We start from the raw sequence: 18,089 nt of genomic DNA on the forward strand, positions 1-18,089 counted from the left end.
GTGTCATCGCTGCCGCTGGCCGCTGCTGGCTCTGCGCATCATGCAACAAGGATGGGTCACCTGGAGTCCGCGTCCAAGATCTGTTGCGCAGAGCGCAATGCACATTGTCGACCGCAGGGGAGATCGGGTGTAGTTTGTCCCGTCCGCGATTTCGCCGCCGCCGACGTCGGGCTGGTTCGGCGGGTCACGGGCGCAGTGGGACCGATCCGAGGGGAGCCTCCGTTGATCGCGCAGTGGCGTGCCGAGATCTGTGTCCCGGCGGTGTCCCACCACGCCGAGGGTCCGCTGTGGGACCAGCGCTCCGGCAGGCTGCTCTGGGTGGATCAGTACGTCGGCCTGATCCGGTCCGCGACATTCGCGAGTCACGCCCCGCTGCCGGGCGGGCCGGTGCTCGACGACCCGGTCGACGTCGGCGGGCCCGTGGGTGCGGTGGTGCCGGCAGCTCAGAGTGGCTGGACGGTCGCGGCACGCGACGGGTTCCTGAGCCTGTCGGAGTCGGGTCGACTGGACCCCGTCGTCACGGTCCTGCCAGACGACGGCGTGCGCCGTCGGATGAACGACGGCAAGGTCGACCCGGCCGGCCGGTTCTGGGCCGGTTCCATGGCCTTCGACAAGCGGGAGGGTGCGGGATCGCTCTACGCTCTTGCCCACGGCCGCGCCCGCACCGCCTTGACCGGGATCACCATCTCCAACGGCCTGGCCTGGACGCCGGACGGGGCCGAGATGTTCTACATCGACACGCCCACTCAGCGCGTCGTCCGGCTCGAGGCAGACGCCGACGACCTGGTCACGCGCGGGTCCGTCGTCGTGGAGATCCCGCCGGAGCAGGGTCATCCGGACGGGATGTGCATGGACGACGAGGGCGCTCTGTGGGTAGCGCTCTGGGGCGGTTCTGCGGTAGAGCGCTACTCCCCGTCAGGTGAGCCGCTCGGCCGGGTAACGGTCGACGCCCCCCAGGTGTCGAGCTGCGCGTTCGGCGGCCCCGACCGCGGCACCTTGTTCATCACCACCTCGCGCGAGGACTACACCGAGGCAGACGTCCGCGCACACCCGACCGCTGGCGCGATCTTCGCGGTCCGGCCCGGGGTCACCGGTCCGGCGGCCCTGTCCTACCAGTCTTAGCGACGAGCCAGGGAGAGCACCTGTGCAGATCACCACCATCGAGACCTTCGCCGTCGCCCCGCGCTGGCTCCTCGTCCGGGTCGACACCGACGCCGGGATCGTCGGGTGGGGCGAGGCCACGCTCGAGGGGCACACCGACGTCGTGGCCGCCGCTGTCCACGCGCTCGGGGAGCGGCTGGTCGGAAGCGACCCCCGTCGGATCGAGGACTCCTGGCAGCGCTCCACTCGTGGCGGGTTCTACCGCGGTGGCCCGGTCTTCGGCTCGGCGGTCGCCGGCATCGACATGGCCCTGTGGGACATTCTGGGCCGCTCGCTCGACGTACCGGTCCACCAGCTGCTGGGGGGCCACGTCCGTGACTCGGTCCGCGTTTACGGCTGGATCGGGGGCGACCGGCCCAGCGACGTCGCGGCCGCGGCCCGACACCAGGCGGAGGCCGGTCTGACCGCCGTCAAGATGAACGCCACAGACCAGCGCTCCCACCTGCCAACCCAGGCCGAGGACGACGAGGTTGTTGAGCGAGCCCGACTGGTGCGCGAGGCGCTCGGCCCCGAGCGGGACTTCGCCATCGACTTCCACGGCCGTCTCTCCGCGCCAGCAGCCCGCCGATTGATCCCACGCCTGGAGGAGTCCCATCCGCTCTTCGTGGAGGAGCCGGTGCTCGCCGAGAACGGTCACGCGGCGCTGGCCGGCCTGATCGGCTCGACCCCGGTGCCGATCGCCACCGGCGAGCGGCTCTACTCCCGCTGGGACGTGCTGCCGGTCCTCAAGGCCGGCGTAGCCGTGCTCCAGCCGGACCTGGCCCACGCCGGTGGGATCTCAGAGGTACGCCGGATCGCAGCCCTGGCGGAGACCTTCGACGTCGCGATCGCGCCGCACTGCCCACTCGGCCCGCTGGCGCTAGCCGCGTGCCTGCAGGTGGACTTCGCGACCCCGAACTTCCTGATCCAGGAGCAGTCACTCGGCATCCACTACAACACCACCGCGGACCTGCTCGACCTGCTCGAGGACCCGGACGTGTTCACCCTCCGCGACGGTGCCGTGCGGCGGCCGACCGGCCCGGGGTTGGGCGTCCGGGTCGATGAGGACGCCGTGCGCGCAGCGGCCGCGCAGTTCCGCGGCTGGCGCACCCCGACCTGGGACCACCCGGACGGCTCGTTCGCTGAGTGGTGACCGCCGCACGGAGCGCCGATGAGATGCCAAGGCTTGTGCGCTATGTGCAACAACCATTGCGCGATACTCAACGGGTGGCTTGACTGGGTCCTCGGTACCGACTCGGGCGGCCCTCGAACCTCAAAGGAGAAGCCCATGAGCAGGAGAAGTCCATGACCTCACACCACCTGCGCCGAGTCGCGCTCGCTGCCGCGTCCTCGCTCCTGTTGGTCACCGCCGCGTGCGGCTCCGACTCCGACAGCTCCGAGTTCTCAGGCCAGCCCGTCGACGACGGCACCTCACTGACGATGTGGGTCCGCGCCGCCACCGGCGACTACAGCCAGCGTCTCGTCGACGCCTACAACGACTCTCACGACAACGAGGTGACGTTGACCGTCATCCCCAACGACCAGTACCTGCAACGGGTCGGGGCCGCCGCCGGCTCCAACAGCCTGCCGGACATCCTGGTCTCCGACGTCGTGAACTCGCCCAACTACACGACCAAGGGGCTGCTTCGCGACATCACTGATCAGGTGGAGGCGCTGCCCTACGCCGACAGGCTGGCGCAGGCGCACATCAGGGCCGCCACCGACGACGGCGAGGTCTACGCCGTGCCGCACAAGGTCGACTCCTCGGTCCTCTACTACAACAAGGACCTCTTCGCCCAGGCTGGGCTCGACCCGGAGGCCGGGCCGACCACCTTCGACGAGCTGTACCACGCCGCGAAGGCCGTAGCCGGCCTCGGGGGCGACGTCAGCGGCTTCTACTTCGCCGGCAACTGCGGCGGCTGCACCGGCTACACGACCTTCCCGGTCGCGTGGGCGGCCGGCCACGACGTGATCTCCGACGACGGCCAGAGCGTCGACATCGACAACGACGCGTTCAAGGAGACCTTCGCCCTCTACGGGAGGATGTACGACGAGGGCATCGTCGTCAGCGGAGCCAAGACGGACGACGGCGCCACCTGGACCGCAGGGTTCCTGGCCGGGAACGTCGGCATCCTGCTGATGGGCTCACAACTCATCAACTCCCTTCAGGACGTCGACTTCGACTGGGGCGTGGAGCCGCTGGGCTCGCCGAACGGCGCGGCCACCTCGACGTTCGTCGGCGGGGACGTCGCCGGCATCTCGACGTCCTCCGAGCACGCCGACCAGGCCTGGGACTTCCTGACCTGGACCCTGGACGAGGACGCCCAGGTCGACGTGGTGAGCAAGAATGGCGACCTCCCCGTGCGCGACGACCTGAGCGACAACGAGTACACATCGGCCGATCCCCGCCGTCAGATGATCGCCGAGAACCTGCCGAACGGTCGCACCCCTTCGACGCTGCCCTACGGCGAGCTGTTCAACGACGCCAACGGCCCATGGGTCGCCGGCTTCCGCGGCGCGATCTTCGGCGACGACCCCGACGCCGCGCTGGCCGACGCCCAGGCCAGCATCCAGGAGAAGCTGGACTCCACCTACTGATGACCACCACCAAGGCCGCCTCCCAGAGGAGCACCGCGAGCCGCAGGAGCGGCTCGTCAGCGACGACCCGCCCGACCACGGGGATGCTGTTTGTCGCGCCGACGGCCCTCGTCGTCGCGGTGCTCTTCCTCGCCCCGCTTGCCCTCCTCGTCTACATGTCCTTCACGGACTGGCCGCTGCTGGGGTCACCTCAGGTCAACGGAGTAGAGAACTACACCGACATCGCCGCGGACGACGTCTTCCTAGGAGCCATCGGGTTCACCCTGCTCTACACGGTGCTCACGACGGCGCTCCTGGCCGCGGCGACGGCGGTGCTCGTCACCATATCCAACTCTCAACGGCGCGGCTCGAGAATCTACCGCACCGCCTTCTTCCTGCCCTATGTCGTGGGCATGGCAGCCGCCAGCCTGCTCTGGTTCGTGAACTACAACGACCAGGTAGGGGTATACAACATGATCCTCGAGGCGGTCGGTGTCATCAACGAGCCGGTCGGTTTCCTCGATACCCCGAACAAGGCGCTGTTCTCGGTCGTCGTGCTCGTGGTCTGGAAGACGATCGGGTTCCAGGTCGTCGTGCTCCTAGTCGGGCTCCAGGCGATTCCCGCAGAGCTCGACGAGGCCGCCAGGATTGACGGCGCCAGCACCCTCCAGCGGCTGCGTCACATCACGCTGCCGATGCTGCGACCGACGATCGCACTGCTGTTGATCCTCTCGATCACCGGGTCTCTGCTCGGTTTCGACCAGTTCTTGGTCCTGACCCAGGGCGGGCCGGACAACTCAACGATCACGATGGTCTACGCACTCTACAAGCGGGCCTTCTCGTCTTTTGAGCTCGGTGCGGCGGCCGCGCTCTCGATCGTGCTGCTCCTGGCTCTGATCGTGCTCAACGTCATCCAGCTCCGCTTTCTCCGCTCCAAGGACTCCTGATGACCACCACCGCTCCAGCCCTGCCCAAGACGTCCGCCCGCCCGGCTTTGCCGCCCAAGCGGCGGCGCCGTGGCCTGCGCTCGGCGCTTGGCACCGCCGGCTACCACGGCGTGAGCGTCGTTCTGTCGGTCGCGTTCGTGTTCCCGCTTGTGTGGGCCCTGCTGAACTCTGTCAAGCCGACCGCCGAGGCCAACCAGCAGCCGCCGACCTGGTTCCCGGAGGGCTTCTCCCTCGACAACTACGAGGGGCTGGCGACGTACGGCGAGGGCATCGGGGTCTACGCGGTCAACAGCGTCATAGTCTCGGTCTTCACCGTGCTCGGGACGGTCGCGGTCTCCGTCCTGGGCGGCTACGGGTTCGCCCGCTTCGAGTTCCGAGGCAAGCGGCCGCTGTTCCTGGCGGTCCTGGCCATCTTGATGGTTCCGTACGCGACGATCCTACTGCCGCTCTACATCGTGCTTGGCCACCTGGGGTTGCAGAACTCTCTGATCGGTTTGAGCCTGGTACTGGTGATGTTCCAGCTCCCGTTCAGCGTCTTCCTGATGCGCAACAGCTTCGAGTCGATCCCGCGCGAGCTCGAGGAGGCGGCGATGATCGACGGCTGCTCGAACTTCGGAGCACTCCGACTCGTTTCGCTGAGACTGGTAACCCCGGGCATCGTCACCGTCGCCCTCTTCGCGTTCCTCGCGTCGTGGAACGAGTTCCTGGCCCCGCTGATCTTCCTCAACGACGGGTCGAAGTACACCCTGCCGATCATGCTGGTCAATATCCGCTCCGGCGCCTATGGCTCGATCGACTTCGGTGCCCTCCAGGCCGGTGTGGTGATCGCAATGGTGCCCTGCCTGGTCCTCTACGTGCTGCTCCAGCGCTTCTACGTGGGCGGGCTCACCGGCGGGGCGCTGCGCGGATGACGGCTGACTCTTGGGCCGGCGTGCCGCCGTCGTTCCCGCACGGCTTCGTCATCGGAGCCGCCACAGCGGCCTACCAGATCGAGGGCGGGCACGACGCCGACGGACGGGGCCCCTCGATCTGGGATGTCTTCAGCCACACTGACGGCCGGGTCCAGGGCGGCGACACCGGTGACGTCGCGGCCGACCACTACCACCGGCTCGAGGAAGACCTCGACCTGATGGCGGGACTCGGACTGCACGCCTACCGGTTCTCCGTCTCGTGGTCGCGGGTCCAGCCGGAGGGCCGCGGCGCGCTCAACCAGGCCGGTCTCGACTTCTACCGCCGGTTGGTGGACGGGCTGCTCGAGCGCGGCATCGACCCGATCGCGACGCTCTACCACTGGGACCTGCCCCAGGCGCTCGAAGACCGCGGCGGCTGGCCGGCGCGTGACACGGCGTACGCCTTCGAGGAGTACGCGGCGGTGCTCGGCGCCGCCCTCGGCGACCGGGTGCACATGTGGACCACGCTGAACGAGCCGTGGTGCAGCGCCTACCTGGGTTACGGCTCCGGAGCGCACGCGCCCGGGCGCACCGACGACGAGGCGGCGCTGCGGGCCGTGCACCACCTCAACCTCGCCCACGGCCTCGCCGTCCGCGAGCTGCGCCGTACCGTCACCCATGACGCGGCGTACTCGGTGACGCTCAACTTCCGCGGCCTCGAGTCGGTGGACGAGTCCTCGCCCGAGGCCATCGCGCGCATCGACGCCCTGGCCCACCGTTCCTTTCTCGACCCGATGCTCCACGGCCGGCTCTCGGAGCGGCTGGTCAGCGACACTGCCGCGATCACGGACTGGGGGTTCGTCCGGTCCGGCGACCTGGACCTCGCCCACCAGGAGCTCGACGTGCTGGGGGTCAACTACTACTACACCAACGCTGTCCGGATATGGGACGGACAGGGCCCCCGGCTCCGGGATGACAACCACCGCGAGACCGCGGGCTCGCCCTGGCCCGGCAGCCGGGATGTGGAGTTCGTGCCGGACCCAGGACCGCGCACGGCCATGGGCTGGAACATTGCGCCTCACGGGCTCGAGCGGCTGCTGGTCTCTCTGAGCGCCGAGTTCCCCGACCTGCCGTTGATGGTCACCGAGAACGGCGCCGCCTTCGACGACGTGGCGACCGACGGCGCTGTGCACGACCAGGACCGGGTCGACTACCTGCGGCGGCACTTCGAGGCTGCGGCGAGCGCGGTCCGCCGCGGCGTCGACCTGCGCGGCTACCTGGTGTGGTCTCTGCTGGACAACTTCGAGTGGGCCTGGGGCTTCGAGAAGCGGTTCGGGATCGTCCGCGTCGACTACGAGACCCAACGACGCACGGTCAAGGACAGCGGCCAGTGGCTGGCCGCGACCATCGCGGCTCACGACGCCGCCCGCAGAACACACTGAGGAGAACCATGTCCGAGATCGCGAGTGCCGCGTTGCGGGAGCTGCCCCTGGGGGCCGTGCGGCCGACGGGATGGCTGGCCGACCAGCTAAGGCTGCAGGCCGAGGGGCAGACCGGCCGCCTGCCTGAGCTCTGGGAGGACGTGAGTGCCTCAAGCGCCTGGCTCGGCGGCGACGGGGAGGCTTGGGAGAACGGCCCGTACTACCTCGATGGGCTGGTCCCGCTGGCCTTCGTCCTCGACGATGAGGAACTCAAGGAACGCGCCCGGACCTGGGTCGAGTCCATCATCGCCAGCCAGCGACCGAACGGGCAGTTCGGGCCGGTCGGCAACGACGACTGGTGGCCGCGCATGGTCGCGCTGAAGGCGCTCACCCAGTGGGCGGACGCGACCGGCGACCACCGCGTCGAGCGACTACTGACCAGCTACTTCCGCTACCAGGTCGCCGAGCTCCCCGACCGTCCCCTCACCAGCTGGGCCAAAGCTCGCGGCGCAGAGAACGTTGTCTCCGTGCTCTGGCTCCACGAACGCACCGGCGAGGACTGGTTGCTCGACCTCGGGCGGCTACTGCTCACCCAGACCGCGGACTGGGTGACCGCACTGACCGACGACCTGCCGGCCGGTCCGATGACCCGGTTCTCGCACCTCACGCATGTCGTGAACACGGCGATGGCGCTCAAGCTGCCCGCGATCGCCGCGCGGGTCGACGGCCATGCCGACGCCTCGGCCCAGGTGGTCCGGATGTTCGAGCGCCTCGACCGGCTGCACGGCCAGGTGCACGGCATGTTCTCCGGCGACGAGTGGCTCGCCGGGCGAGACGCTCGGCGAGGCGTGGAAACGTGCGCGGTCGTGGAGCTGATGTTCACCTTGGAGCAGCTGGTGCGGAACCTGGGGGAGGGCAGGTACGGGGACCGGCTGGAAGAGATCGCCTTCAACCAGTTGGCCGCCGCGAACGACCCCCGGATGCTGGCCCACCAGTTCGTCCAGCAGGCCAACCAGGTGCTGGTGTCGTTCGGGCACCGGGAATGGACCTTCAGCAAGGACGAGGCCAACACCTTCGGCCCGAGCCCGGTCGGCAAGTGCTGCACCGCGAATCTCCATCAGGCCTGGCCGAAGCTGGTGCGGGCGATGTGGATGGCCGGGCCGAAGAGGGACGAGCTCACGGCGGTCGCCTACGGGCCGTGTCGGGTCTCGGCGCAGCTCGGCGGCAGTACGGTCGTCCTCGATGTCGAGACCAGCTACCCCTTCGACGAGACCGTCGAGGTCGTCGTGCACATCGAGCCTGGCCTGCCCGCCTTCGGGTTGCGCCTGCGCATCCCGGAGTGGTGTACCGGCGCCACGCTGACCGTCGCCGGAGAAGTGCAGCCGGTGCGCCCCGACGAGCACGGGTTCTTCACCGTGACCCGGGAGTGGACCGACGGTGACCGACTCCAGCTGGTGCTACCGATGCAGTTGCGAACCGTTCCGCGCGACGGGGGCGCCGTAGGGCTACGCCTAGGCCCGCTGGTAATGGTCCATGGGCTCGGCGAGGTGTGGCGCCCCGTGCCCGGGCACGAGGGACTGGGAGAGTGGGAGATCTCTCCGCGCACCGCTTGGCACTTCGGACTCTGGGCCGAGGATCCCGACGGGCTCGAGAGTTGGCCCGTCACCCGCACGCCGGTTTCACCCGTTCCGTTCGCCCCCGAGTCGCCGCCCGTGGTGGTGGCCGGGAGGGGCTCGATGATCGAGGACTGGCAGCTGCACCAGAACTCGGCCGGCCCGGTGCCGGCGAGCCCGGTGCCGCTGACGATGCCTCTGCAGAGCCTGCGGCTGGTGCCGTACGGGTCGGCACGACTCCGGGTCGCCGAGATGCCCACGGTGTCCGTGCCGGTGCCGCGCGGCTTCCCGCTGGAGCAGTAGGCCGCTCCCACGTTGCGCGACGCGCAATGCATGTTGCGCAAAACGCGCAGTCGCACGTTCGATACCGGCACCGCACCAGCACATGCCAGCTCCAGGAGAAACGAGAACATGAGGGTTCGACACATCCGCCGCACCGTCGCGGCAGCCGCCGCCGCCCTGTTGGCCTGCACAGCCGCTGCCTGCGCCGACGAAGGTGGCGCAGGCAGCGCCACCGGCGAGGCCGTCGACGACGGCACCGAACTGACGATGTGGGTCCGATCCGGCACCTACCCGTATACCGAGCGACTGGTGGACGCCTACAACGCCAGCCACGACAACCAGATCGAGCTGACGGCCATCCCGGAGAGCTCCTACCTCCAGCGGATCGGCTCGGCGGCGGGTTCCGGGAGCCTCCCGGACATCCTCGGCTCGGACGTCGCCGACTCACCGAACTACACCACCCAGGGCATCTTGATGGACATCACGGACCGGGTGAACGAGTTGTCCTTCGTCGATGACCTGGCGCCGGCGCACCTCAACGCGGCGACCCTCGACGGCAGGATCTATGCGGTGCCGCACAAGGTCGACTCCTCGGTCCTCTACTACAACAAGGACCTCTTCGAGCAGGCCGGACTCGATCCCGAGGCTGCCCCCAAGACCTACGACGACATCTACGAGGACGCCAAAGCCGTAGCCGCGCTCGGCGGTGACATCCAGGGTTTCTACTTCGCCGGTGCTTGCGGCGGCTGCATCGCCTACACGACCTTCCCGGCGGCGTACGCGGCTGGCAACGACGTGGTCACCGAGGACGGCAGGAGCGTCGACCTCGACAACGAGACGTTCGAGGAGACCTTCGCCCTCTACAAGCGGATGTACGACGAGGGCATCACTGACAGCTCGGCCCGCAACGACGACGGCTCAACTTGGAGCGCCGGCTTCGTCGCCGGCAAGGTCGGCATCCTGCTCCACGGCTCGCTGCTGGTGAACGAGTTCAAGGAGGAGGTCACCTTCGACTGGGGCGCCGCCCCGCTCGGCTCGCCCGACGGCTCGGCCACCTCGACGTTCGTCGGCGGCGAGGTCGCCGGCATCTCCCAGACCTCTCAGCACCCCGACCAGGCGTGGGACTTCCTGGCCTGGAGTCTCGGCGAGGAGGCGCAGGTCGAGATCGCAGCGAAGAACGGCGACCTCCCGGCGCGCACCGATCTCACCGACAACCCGTACACCTCCGAGGACCCGCGAACCATGCTCATCGCCGACAACCTGGTCAACGGTCACACGCCGGCCACCCTGCCCTACGGCCGGGTCTTCAACGACGCGAACGGCCCGTGGGTGGCCGGGTTCCGAGGCGCGATCTTCGGTGACGACCCCGACGGCTCACTGGCCACCGCTCAGGAGGCCATCCAGGACGAGATCGACGCCGCTTACTGAGCGTCGACGGGTTCATGGGTCTGCGTGCCGCCTCGGGCGTTCGCGTCGTGATGATGGGCGTGTCGGCGGTCGGCAAGTCGAGCGTCGGCGCCGAGCTGGCGCGGGTGCTCGGGTGTGAGTGGCTCGATGCCGACCGCCTCCACCCGCCCGCGAACGTGGCGAAGATGTCCGGTGGAATACCGCTCACGGACGATGACCGGTGGCCCTGGCTCGACGCTGTCGGCGCGGCTCTGGCCGCGGGGCCTCCGGAGGTCGGACGCGTCGTCGCCTGCTCCGCGCTGCGCCGCAGCTACCGGGACCGACTGCGAGCCCATGCCGCTGAGGCGGTGTTCGTCCACCTCACCGCGCCGCCGGAACTCCTCGCCGCGCGCGCAGCCGACCGTCGGCATCACTTCATGCCGCCTACCCTGCTGGTCTCCCAACTCGCTGCGCTGGAGTCGCTGCAGGCCGACGAGTCGGGCACGGAAGTCGACGTCTCCGGCTCCGTCCGCGAGTGCGCCCAAGCCGCTGCGGACTGGGTCGCCGCACGCCTCTGAAGCTCCACGATCGGCCGCTGCCGCGTCTCAGGTTCGCTCGTCGACGCGGGTACCGTCCCTGGTTGTTGCCTGACCCCGGTGCCGAGTGGGTCGTGGAGTCGGCACCCGTGCCCATCGATACGGTGTATGCCGTAGTCCAGAACCTCGCGCGTGAGCTCGCCGACGTCTTCCCGGGTTATGCCGAGCTAGCCGAACTGCAGTACTCGGTGTTTGCACCGAGAGGAGAACCAAGGCCACACGCGTCTCACGCTGAAGCAGTCGCGTCCGCGAGTGCGGCGATCGCGGGGACGCTTTGCTATGAAGTTTCACCGGGTTCGGTCTGGACGGTGTTCCGCTTCGGTGATGGCTTGGGGCTCGTGCTGCAGGAAGTGCGCGGGGGCGTATGGCAGAGCCAGTACTGCTACGTGATCGATACAGACCACCGAGTCCACACGTACTGCCACTGGCATCGCTGAGTTCGATCGGCGAACGAATCGGCCATCTGTCGAAGGCTAGGGCAGCAGGCCGGACCAGAGAGTGGTTCTGCGCGATCACAGCGTGCCGGGGCACACACTGTGAGACGCGGCACGCGAGTACCAGCGACCCGGCCACGATGGCGAGGCGTCGCGAGATGGGCAGCGACAGCCGTTTTGACATGCGGAGATGGCCACCAAGATCATTACGCGGCCATTACGTGATCACTGTCATGAGGCTGCTTCCGGCGGCATCCGGCTGCACACGCACAACGACCCCGGACCGGGCAAACGCCCTGGTCACGGGGTCTTTCGGCTGATCATCTCGGGTGCCCCCGGCAGGGGACCCGGAACATGGGAACAGCAGAATCCGCAGGTCAGCGGGCTGAGCCTGACCATTGAACACATTGTCCGGCTAGGGCGATAACCCAGTTGGCCTGCCTGGTTGGTCATGGGGGCAATGGGCGCAAGAAGACGGGCCGCACCCTCGCCGCTGATCACGTTTCGGATCGTGCCGCCGTCGCTGTCGGTGAGGGCGGTCGGGTGTCCCGGAGCGCGGCGAGGATCTGGGCAGCGGCCCGGTCGGCTCCGGCCAGCAACGGCGACGGGGTGCCCGGGGTGGCGCCGATGGCCGAGCCGGGTTGCACGGCCTCCGCCGGTATGCCCAGGACGATCACTCTCGCGTCCGCGACGCCGTTCGCGTCAAGGAGATGGAAGTCGTCCGGGGTCACGTCCAGGGTGCCGCTGGACACCGGTGGGCCGTGGTCGGTGGGCCAGCAGTGCAGCCGCGCCCTGCCCGAGCGCAGCAGCGAGTCGAGCAGCGGGTCGTCGGTGTCGGTCACCACCCCCTTCGACATGCGGGTCTCCACGAACGTGCGAGCCCGAACCGGCGCGTTCCGCCGCACCGCGGAGCGGCCGGCGAACGCGCCCTCCTCGTACGTCACCGCGGTGTCTTCGCCGAGCAGCTCGAGTACGCCCGCGTCGATCAGGGCCAGCACCTGCGCGGTGCGGTGCGGCGGCGGCCCGGACGCCAGGGCGAGTCCGAGGGGGGTGAACCAGCCGTCGATGTCCCTCACCACGCTGGCGCCGTCCAGGGCGCCGCTGGTCACCAGTTCTCGCACCGGGCCGCGCAGCGCCGCCATGGCGCGGTTGACGGTGTTGCGCGGGTGGGTGAGGGGAGCGTGCATCGCGTCCAGTTCATCCTCGACGTGGTGGCGCACCCACATCTGCCAGGTCTGCGGATCGACGGGCCCGGGAGAGGAGGGCCGGTCAAGACGCGCCACGTGCAGGGTCCAGCGGGCGGAGGTCACCGTGCTCGCGATGACGTCGTCCACCTCGTCGTCACCTGCCGCAGCGCGCAGCCGGTCGAGCAGTTGCCGTTCGCCCGATCCCGGCACCACGGCGTCCGGATGGTGCGCGAGCAGGGTGGAGAGATGGGCCCAGGCGAACTCCCGGGCGAGCTGCAGCCACACGTCGCGGCGGAAGTCCTGCCGGGGCACGGCCGCCGTCCGCCCGAACCGCTCGAACCAGGCGCGCGTGGCCAGACGGGGTTCGTATCGGGGCGGGAACCCCGACGGGTAGATCGCCTTCGACCGGTAGGGCAGGCCGCGCCGCGACCCCGCCACCAGGTGCGGCTCGCGTCCGCTGGGCAGATAGCGCAGGCGTGCCGGCCGTGCCGGGTCCCCCGCGGGCTCGAAACGGCCGCCGCGTCCCTCGGTGAGCAGCGCGACCACGTCGAAGAAGTTCGCGCCCAGGCCGGTCACCAGCGCGGTCTCGCCGGCGGGAACCCGGTCCCAGTCGCGTTCGGCGGGCATGCCCGGCTCGATGTAGACCAGCCCGTGCCGCCGCGCGGCCGCCACGAGGGACCGCACCCGGGGCGAGCGCTTGGCCTGGATCATTCCCTGGGCCAGTACCACGACGCGGCCGTTCAGCCTGCGGCCGTTGGCCAGCCGGACGGTACGGCTCCCGTCCGCGACCGGGTCCAGATCCACTGCTGTGCCGACCACCGGCGTGACTACCACTCGTCCCGTTCCCTCCGCCCGTGCCAGCTGCTCCCGGTAGTACACGCCCTGAATCCGGCGGGTCGGATAGGACCACGGACGCAAGCCCTCCGCCTCCTCGGCCACCCACGCGGGGCGGTCCGGCGGCGGGTTGCTCTCGAGCGCCCAGGTGATCAGATCGGGGCCCGGCGTCACCGGCCCTGTCATCGGCGTGGAGTCGTCGGTGTAGATGGTGGTGTGGGCGCTGTAGGTGTTGTTGAGCAGCAGCGGGGACTGGTCCGTGCGCCAGGTGGCACCGGCGCCGACCTCTGTCCGGTCCACCAGGGCCACTCGTACCGGTGGCGCGGTGGTCCGGTGCCGGGCGGTCAGCCGCTCCACGACGGCGACCGCGCGGGGCCCGCCCCCCACCACGACCACGTCGAAGGTCGCGCGCTCCGCGCCGGGGGCGGTCACACCGGCTCCGTCGGAGATGCCACGGCCGGGGCGCCCGTCGCCGGTGCCAGCGCGGCGGGCCGTACCTGCACACCGGTCTCGCCCTGGGAGACGCGCACGTCGAGCCCGTACACCCGGCTGAGCACGGGGGCGTCGAACGATTGGGACGGCGGTCCGTCGGCGACGACACGACCGCCGTCCAGCAAGACCGCCTGGTCACAGAAGTGAGCCGCGTGGTTGAGGTCGTGGATGGCGATGAGCGCGGTGACGCCTTCCTCCCGGGTCACCGACCGGATGATCTGGAGCGTCTCGATCTGGTACCGCAGGTCAAGCGCGGACGTGGGCTCGTCCAGCAGGAGCACGCGGGGCTGCTGCGCCAGGGCGCGCGCGATGAGCACCCGCTGGGCCTGACCGCCGGAGAGCTGGGACAGCGGGCGCTTGCGCAGCCCAGCCAGGTCCAGGCGTTCGATCGCGGCGTCCACGATCTCCCAGTCCCGCCGGGCGGGGCGTAGCCCGATGTGCGGGGTGCGGCCGAGCAGCACGGCCTCCCGTACGGTCTGTTCGAACGGTGTCGCTCCCGACTGCGGGACGTAGGCGACGACACGGGCGTGCTCGCGGCGGGGGATGGCCAGCAGTTGCCGGCCGCCGAAGGAGACGGTGCCGGCCGCTGGGGACAGCACCCGGGCGATGATCTTGATGAGGGTTGACTTCCCGGACCCGTTCGGGCCGAGCAGGGCGCAGAAACCGCCCTCCGCCACTCGCAGGTCGACGCCCTCCAGGACCGGGCTGCGCCGGTAGGAGAACCGGACCGAGGCAACGTCGAGGCTCGCTGTCGTCGCTGTCGTCACTGCGCGGCCCTCCTGGTCAGAACGAGGTTGATGAAGACGGGAGCGCCGATGAAGGCGACGACGATGCCGACCGGAATCACCGACGGCGCCAGCACCGTACGCCCCACGGTGTCCGCGATCACCAGCAGCAGTCCTCCCGTCAGGAAGGAGAACGGCAGCAGGTACCGGTGGTTCGCGCCGATGGCCAGGCGGGCGATGTGCGGGCCCACCAGGCCGACGAAGCCGATCACGCCGCAGAAGGACACCACGACCGCCGCCAGCACCACCGAGACCACGATGAGTCCCACCCGCACCGCGGTGACGTTCACGCCGAGGCTCCTGGCGGCGTCGTCACCGGCGAAGGCGATGGCGTTGAGGTCGCGGCTGAACCACAGCAGGAGCGGCAGGGCGGCCAGCGTGAGGGCCCCCACCAGCAGGACGTCGTTCCAGTCGGCGTCGTTCACGGAGCCGAAGGTCCATCGCACGATCGCCTGGAGGGTGTTCTCGTCGGCCACGAACTGGAGGGCGGCGGTTCCCGCCTCGAAGAGCTGGGTGAGCGCGATTCCCAGCAGGAGCAGAGTGGCGGTGGACATCGCCTTGGCGGACGCCAGCCCCAGGACCAGCGCGGAGACGGCCAGCGCGGTACCCAGCGCGCTGCCGATGACCAGCCACGACCCCGAGCCGGCCGATCCGCCGGAGAAGAGGATCGCGAGTCCCGCACCGAACGCCGCGGCCGGCGAGACCCCGAGCGTGAAGGGGCTGACCAGCGGGTTGCGCAACAGGCCCTGCATGACCACGCCCGCCAGTGACAGCGCGGCGCCGGCCGCGAAGGCGAGCAGCACCCGGGGCAGCCGCAGGTTGATGATGATGGCGTATGTCTGGGCGAAGTCCTCGGTCAGTACGCCGCCGAAGACGCGGAGGCGAACTGCGCGCCACACGTCGAGGAGCCCGGCGTCGGCCGTCCCGGCGGCGACGCACCAGGCGGAGACGAGGACGGACAGCACCGTGCCGGCCACCAGCACCGCGGGCCGCCCCGTCCACGCCTCGCGGGAGCGCAGGCCGGCACGGCCCCGGAGTCGCTCGGGGGCGGCGGATTCGGGGGACGGGGGGCGAGTCGCGGTCGCCGGGCCACCGGGGGAGGCGTTCATCGCGCGTCAGCCCACCTTCTGGATGTACGCGTCCTCGCCCGGGAAGTCCGTCCCCTGGAACTCCTCGGCCCACCGCGCCAGGTAGTCGCCGGGCTCGACGTCGGCGAACTCCTCGGGGTGCAGCCACTTCGCCAGGTAGAGCGCCCCGATGGCCTTGGACAGGCCGCTCGTGGCCCAGCCGTTGGTCACGAAGACGCGGTCGTCGCCGACCGCCGCGAGGTCCTGCCAGCCGGCCCGGCCGGTCAGTTCCTGGCCCAGCGTGTCGAACCGGCCCTGGCCGGTGGGCTCGGCGGAGGGCTCGAACTCGTGGACCACGACCTCCGGGTCGCGCTCCAGGATCGCGGCCGGATCCACCGTGGTCTCGGCCTGCTCGTCTCCGCCGGTCTCCAGGTCGCCGAAGATGTTCTCGCCACCGGCGGCCACGATGATCTGGTCGAAGCCCGAGCCGGGCAGACCGGTGAGGTAGGGCTCCACGGTCTCCCAGTACACGCGCACGGGCTCGGTGCCGGCCACTCGGTCGCTGATCAACCCGAAGATCTCGTCGTAGAAGCCGGAGACCCGCTGGGCCCCCTCCGGTTCGCCGAAGACCTCGCCCAGCAGCTCCACGGTCTCGTGGAACACGTCGAAGTCCCAGGCGGTGGCCACGACCACGGGGATGCCGAAGGGCTCAAGCTGCTCGCTGGCCGCCTGCCAGGCCCCGTTGCGGGGCAGGACGAACACGTCGGGGTCGAGTTCCGCGACGGCCTCGTAGTTGATCTCCTGAAGGTCCTCGCTGACCACCTCGTCGCCGGATATATCCAGGTAGGGAAGGCGGTCCGCGGAGACGCGGTCGTAGCCCACGACCTTCTCGCCTGCGCCGATGGCCTGGGCGAACTCGTTGCCGTAGCTGTTCAGGACGACGGCGCGTTCGGCGGGTCCGTCGAGTTCCACGGTGCGGCCGACGTCGTCGACGACGGTGAGGGACCCCTCCCCTCCGCCCCCGGTGCCCTCCTCGGACTCCTCGGTGACGGTGCCGCAGGCACCGGCGAGGAGCACGACGGCAGTCGCGGTGGCGAAGACGGTTGCGCGGGGCAGGCGTTGTCTCATGGCGGTTCCGTTCCGGGATGGTTCTGGGAGGGGTTGTTCTGGCGGTCGGCGCGGCGTTACGGCCAGTAGGGGTCGCCGAGGCTGAGCATCAGCCGGTTCGCCCAGGCGAAGAAGGCCGTGGCCGCCACGAGGTCGGCCAGCTCGGCGTCGGTGAGCCCTTCGGCGCGCAGCCGGTCCACGTGGGCGCTTGTGGCGCTGACCGGGGTGGTGGCCAACGCCGCGGCGAACTCGACGATCGCGGCCCAGCGGGAGTCCTGGCCTTCGGCCAGCGGAGAGGTACGCCGGGGCACCCAGTCGGCGTCCCGCTCCAGCCTGGCCCCCAGGAGCCGGTCCGCGTCCGCGGGGCGCCGGGACATCTGGGCGGCCTTCCGGGCGTGCACGGAGGCGCAGTACACACAGTCGGTCACCTTGCTGGTCGCCGCCGCGGCCAGCTCGCGCTCGGCGCGGGGCAGGCCCTCGAGGGTGGCGAAGATCGCGGCATCCAGCCTGGTGCGGGCCGCCAGGACCGCGGGCAGCCGCGCCAGGAGCCGGAAGTACTCGCCGTTGGTCTTGCCCCGGAAAGACGCCTCCTGCTCGGGCGTGAGCTCCCCGTCGGGCACCGGGGGCACCCACGCGGTCCAGGACAACAGTTCCCGGGTGTACGCCACCGGCCGCTCACGCCCGTTGGCCGCCGTCCGCGCGGTGCTCTTGGCGCGACCACGTCCGGGCGTGTGCCGCGCCGGCGGGGGCGCTGCGGCCGGGTCACGACCCTGGAGCAGGCGCAGGCCCTGGATGACACGCGCCTGAAAGGCCGTGAACGCCGCGGTCTGGGAAATCGTCACGATCGCGTCGGTGGACCAACCCGCGTCGGCCAGCCGGTCCAGATCCTCGCGCGTGGCCAACGCCGGGGAGACGGTGACGAGATCGATGTGGGCCGCCGCCGCCCGCAACGCGGGGTCGCCTGGGAGTTCGTCGTGCCACAGCAGGGGGTCGGCACCCCGCTCCGCGTGGTCGCGAACGAGGTCCTCCGCCCCGTGCCAGCGCGCGGCCAGCGCGGCCAAGCCCCGGCGCACCGGGCCGCTCACCGGCGCCTCCCCGCTGAACAGCGCCGCTCCCGCTTCCTGAGCGTGCGCGGACACCTGCGGCTTCGCGGCGCGGGCCGCCTCGATCCGCTCGTCCAGCCCGGCCAGCCGCCCGATGTCGTCGTCGGCCGGCCCGCGGTCCGCGGTGTCCTTGTGCGTGGCGTCGCTTGACGCCGCGTCGGGAGTGGTGCTCATGGGGTCCGCCTCGTCGTGCTTGGTACGTGGTGCTTGTTGCCTGGTCGCGTGGTG

At 70.1% G+C, this 18,089-nt stretch carries 15 protein-coding genes; 10 read left to right on the forward strand and 5 right to left on the reverse strand.

Features of this window, described 5'->3' with window-relative positions:
* The first annotated feature begins 222 nt into the window (after positions 1–222).
* The 10 genes from ACTWQH_RS11095 to ACTWQH_RS11140 all read left to right on the forward strand — a co-directional run bounded on the left by ACTWQH_RS11095 (position 223) and on the right by ACTWQH_RS11140 (position 11,289).
* The gene (locus tag ACTWQH_RS11095) at positions 223–1,122 is read left to right on the forward strand and encodes an SMP-30/gluconolactonase/LRE family protein (RefSeq protein ID WP_443286268.1); all 900 of its coding nucleotides are present in this window, start codon (positions 223–225) and stop codon (positions 1,120–1,122) included.
* Positions 1,058–2,293: a galactonate dehydratase gene (dgoD, locus tag ACTWQH_RS11100; protein WP_443286321.1), complete on the forward strand. Its 1,236-nt coding sequence runs from the start codon at positions 1,058–1,060 to the stop codon at positions 2,291–2,293. The genes ACTWQH_RS11095 and dgoD overlap by 65 nt, the downstream gene beginning before the upstream one ends.
* A gap of 152 nt (positions 2,294–2,445) precedes the next feature.
* Positions 2,446–3,738 (forward strand): ABC transporter substrate-binding protein, encoded by a 1,293-nt coding sequence (locus ACTWQH_RS11105; RefSeq protein ID WP_443286269.1) that lies wholly within the window; start codon positions 2,446–2,448, stop codon positions 3,736–3,738.
* The gene (locus tag ACTWQH_RS11110) at positions 3,738–4,664 is read left to right on the forward strand and encodes a carbohydrate ABC transporter permease (RefSeq protein ID WP_443286270.1); all 927 of its coding nucleotides are present in this window, start codon (positions 3,738–3,740) and stop codon (positions 4,662–4,664) included. The genes ACTWQH_RS11105 and ACTWQH_RS11110 overlap by 1 nt, the downstream gene beginning before the upstream one ends.
* Positions 4,664–5,575 (forward strand): carbohydrate ABC transporter permease, encoded by a 912-nt coding sequence (locus ACTWQH_RS11115; RefSeq protein ID WP_443286271.1) that lies wholly within the window; start codon positions 4,664–4,666, stop codon positions 5,573–5,575. Before ACTWQH_RS11110 ends, ACTWQH_RS11115 begins: the two co-directional genes overlap by 1 nt.
* Positions 5,572–6,996, forward strand: coding sequence for a GH1 family beta-glucosidase (locus ACTWQH_RS11120; protein ID WP_443286272.1), 1,425 nt, complete (start codon positions 5,572–5,574; stop codon positions 6,994–6,996). Before ACTWQH_RS11115 ends, ACTWQH_RS11120 begins: the two co-directional genes overlap by 4 nt.
* 8 nt (positions 6,997–7,004) lie before the next feature.
* Positions 7,005–8,891 (forward strand): beta-L-arabinofuranosidase domain-containing protein, encoded by a 1,887-nt coding sequence (locus ACTWQH_RS11125; RefSeq protein ID WP_443286273.1) that lies wholly within the window; start codon positions 7,005–7,007, stop codon positions 8,889–8,891.
* 108 nt (positions 8,892–8,999) lie between these two features.
* Entirely contained in the window at positions 9,000–10,298 is a 1,299-nt protein-coding gene (locus tag ACTWQH_RS11130) for an ABC transporter substrate-binding protein (protein ID WP_443286274.1), read from the forward strand.
* Between the two features lie 14 nt (positions 10,299–10,312).
* Positions 10,313–10,834, forward strand: coding sequence for a gluconokinase (locus ACTWQH_RS11135; protein WP_443286275.1), 522 nt, complete (start codon positions 10,313–10,315; stop codon positions 10,832–10,834).
* A 107-nt stretch (positions 10,835–10,941) separates the two neighbouring features.
* On the forward strand, positions 10,942–11,289 hold the full coding sequence (locus tag ACTWQH_RS11140; protein ID WP_443286276.1) for a hypothetical protein: 348 nt from the start codon (positions 10,942–10,944) through the stop codon (positions 11,287–11,289).
* A 494-nt stretch (positions 11,290–11,783) separates the two neighbouring features.
* Here ACTWQH_RS11140 and ACTWQH_RS11145 read toward each other — a convergent pair whose 3' ends face one another.
* The 5 genes from ACTWQH_RS11145 to ACTWQH_RS11165 are packed head-to-tail and all read right to left on the reverse strand — an operon-like array spanning position 11,784 to position 18,035.
* Positions 11,784–13,739 carry an FAD/NAD(P)-binding protein gene (locus tag ACTWQH_RS11145; RefSeq protein ID WP_443286277.1) on the reverse strand — a complete coding sequence of 652 codons (1,956 nt, stop codon included), beginning with the start codon at positions 13,737–13,739 and terminating at the stop codon, positions 11,784–11,786.
* Entirely contained in the window at positions 13,736–14,566 is an 831-nt protein-coding gene (locus ACTWQH_RS11150) for an ABC transporter ATP-binding protein (RefSeq protein ID WP_443286278.1), read from the reverse strand. The genes ACTWQH_RS11145 and ACTWQH_RS11150 overlap by 4 nt, the downstream gene beginning before the upstream one ends.
* Positions 14,563–15,693 (reverse strand): FecCD family ABC transporter permease, encoded by a 1,131-nt coding sequence (locus tag ACTWQH_RS11155; RefSeq protein WP_443286279.1) that lies wholly within the window; start codon positions 15,691–15,693, stop codon positions 14,563–14,565. Before ACTWQH_RS11155 ends, ACTWQH_RS11150 begins: the two co-directional genes overlap by 4 nt.
* 6 nt (positions 15,694–15,699) lie before the next feature.
* On the reverse strand, positions 15,700–16,779 hold the full coding sequence (locus ACTWQH_RS11160) for an ABC transporter substrate-binding protein (protein WP_443286280.1): 1,080 nt from the start codon (positions 16,777–16,779) through the stop codon (positions 15,700–15,702).
* 56 nt (positions 16,780–16,835) lie between these two features.
* Positions 16,836–18,035: a peroxidase-related enzyme gene (locus ACTWQH_RS11165; RefSeq protein ID WP_443286281.1), complete on the reverse strand. Its 1,200-nt coding sequence runs from the start codon at positions 18,033–18,035 to the stop codon at positions 16,836–16,838.
* Positions 18,036–18,089: the final 54 nt, after the last annotated feature.

This window comes from Streptomyces sp. 6N223, from assembly GCF_052246635.1.
Lineage (GTDB): Bacteria > Actinomycetota > Actinomycetes > Streptomycetales > Streptomycetaceae > Streptomyces.

What these genes read in the sequence shown, in the direction of transcription:
- ACTWQH_RS11105 (WP_443286269.1), top strand. Translation starts at nt 2,446, where the DNA reads ATGACCTCACACCACCTGCGCCGAGTCGCGCTCGCTGCCGCGTCCTCG.
- ACTWQH_RS11110 (WP_443286270.1), top strand. Translation starts at nt 3,738, where the DNA reads ATGACCACCACCAAGGCCGCCTCCCAGAGGAGCACCGCGAGCCGCAGG.
- ACTWQH_RS11115 (WP_443286271.1), top strand. Translation starts at nt 4,664, where the DNA reads ATGACCACCACCGCTCCAGCCCTGCCCAAGACGTCCGCCCGCCCGGCT.
- ACTWQH_RS11120 (WP_443286272.1), top strand. Translation starts at nt 5,572, where the DNA reads ATGACGGCTGACTCTTGGGCCGGCGTGCCGCCGTCGTTCCCGCACGGC.
- ACTWQH_RS11125 (WP_443286273.1), top strand. Translation starts at nt 7,005, where the DNA reads ATGTCCGAGATCGCGAGTGCCGCGTTGCGGGAGCTGCCCCTGGGGGCC.
- ACTWQH_RS11130 (WP_443286274.1), top strand. Translation starts at nt 9,000, where the DNA reads ATGAGGGTTCGACACATCCGCCGCACCGTCGCGGCAGCCGCCGCCGCC.
- ACTWQH_RS11135 (WP_443286275.1), top strand. Translation starts at nt 10,313, where the DNA reads ATGGGTCTGCGTGCCGCCTCGGGCGTTCGCGTCGTGATGATGGGCGTG.
- ACTWQH_RS11155 (WP_443286279.1), bottom strand. Translation starts at nt 15,693, where the DNA reads ATGAACGCCTCCCCCGGTGGCCCGGCGACCGCGACTCGCCCCCCGTCC.
- ACTWQH_RS11160 (WP_443286280.1), bottom strand. Translation starts at nt 16,779, where the DNA reads ATGAGACAACGCCTGCCCCGCGCAACCGTCTTCGCCACCGCGACTGCC.
- ACTWQH_RS11165 (WP_443286281.1), bottom strand. Translation starts at nt 18,035, where the DNA reads ATGAGCACCACTCCCGACGCGGCGTCAAGCGACGCCACGCACAAGGAC.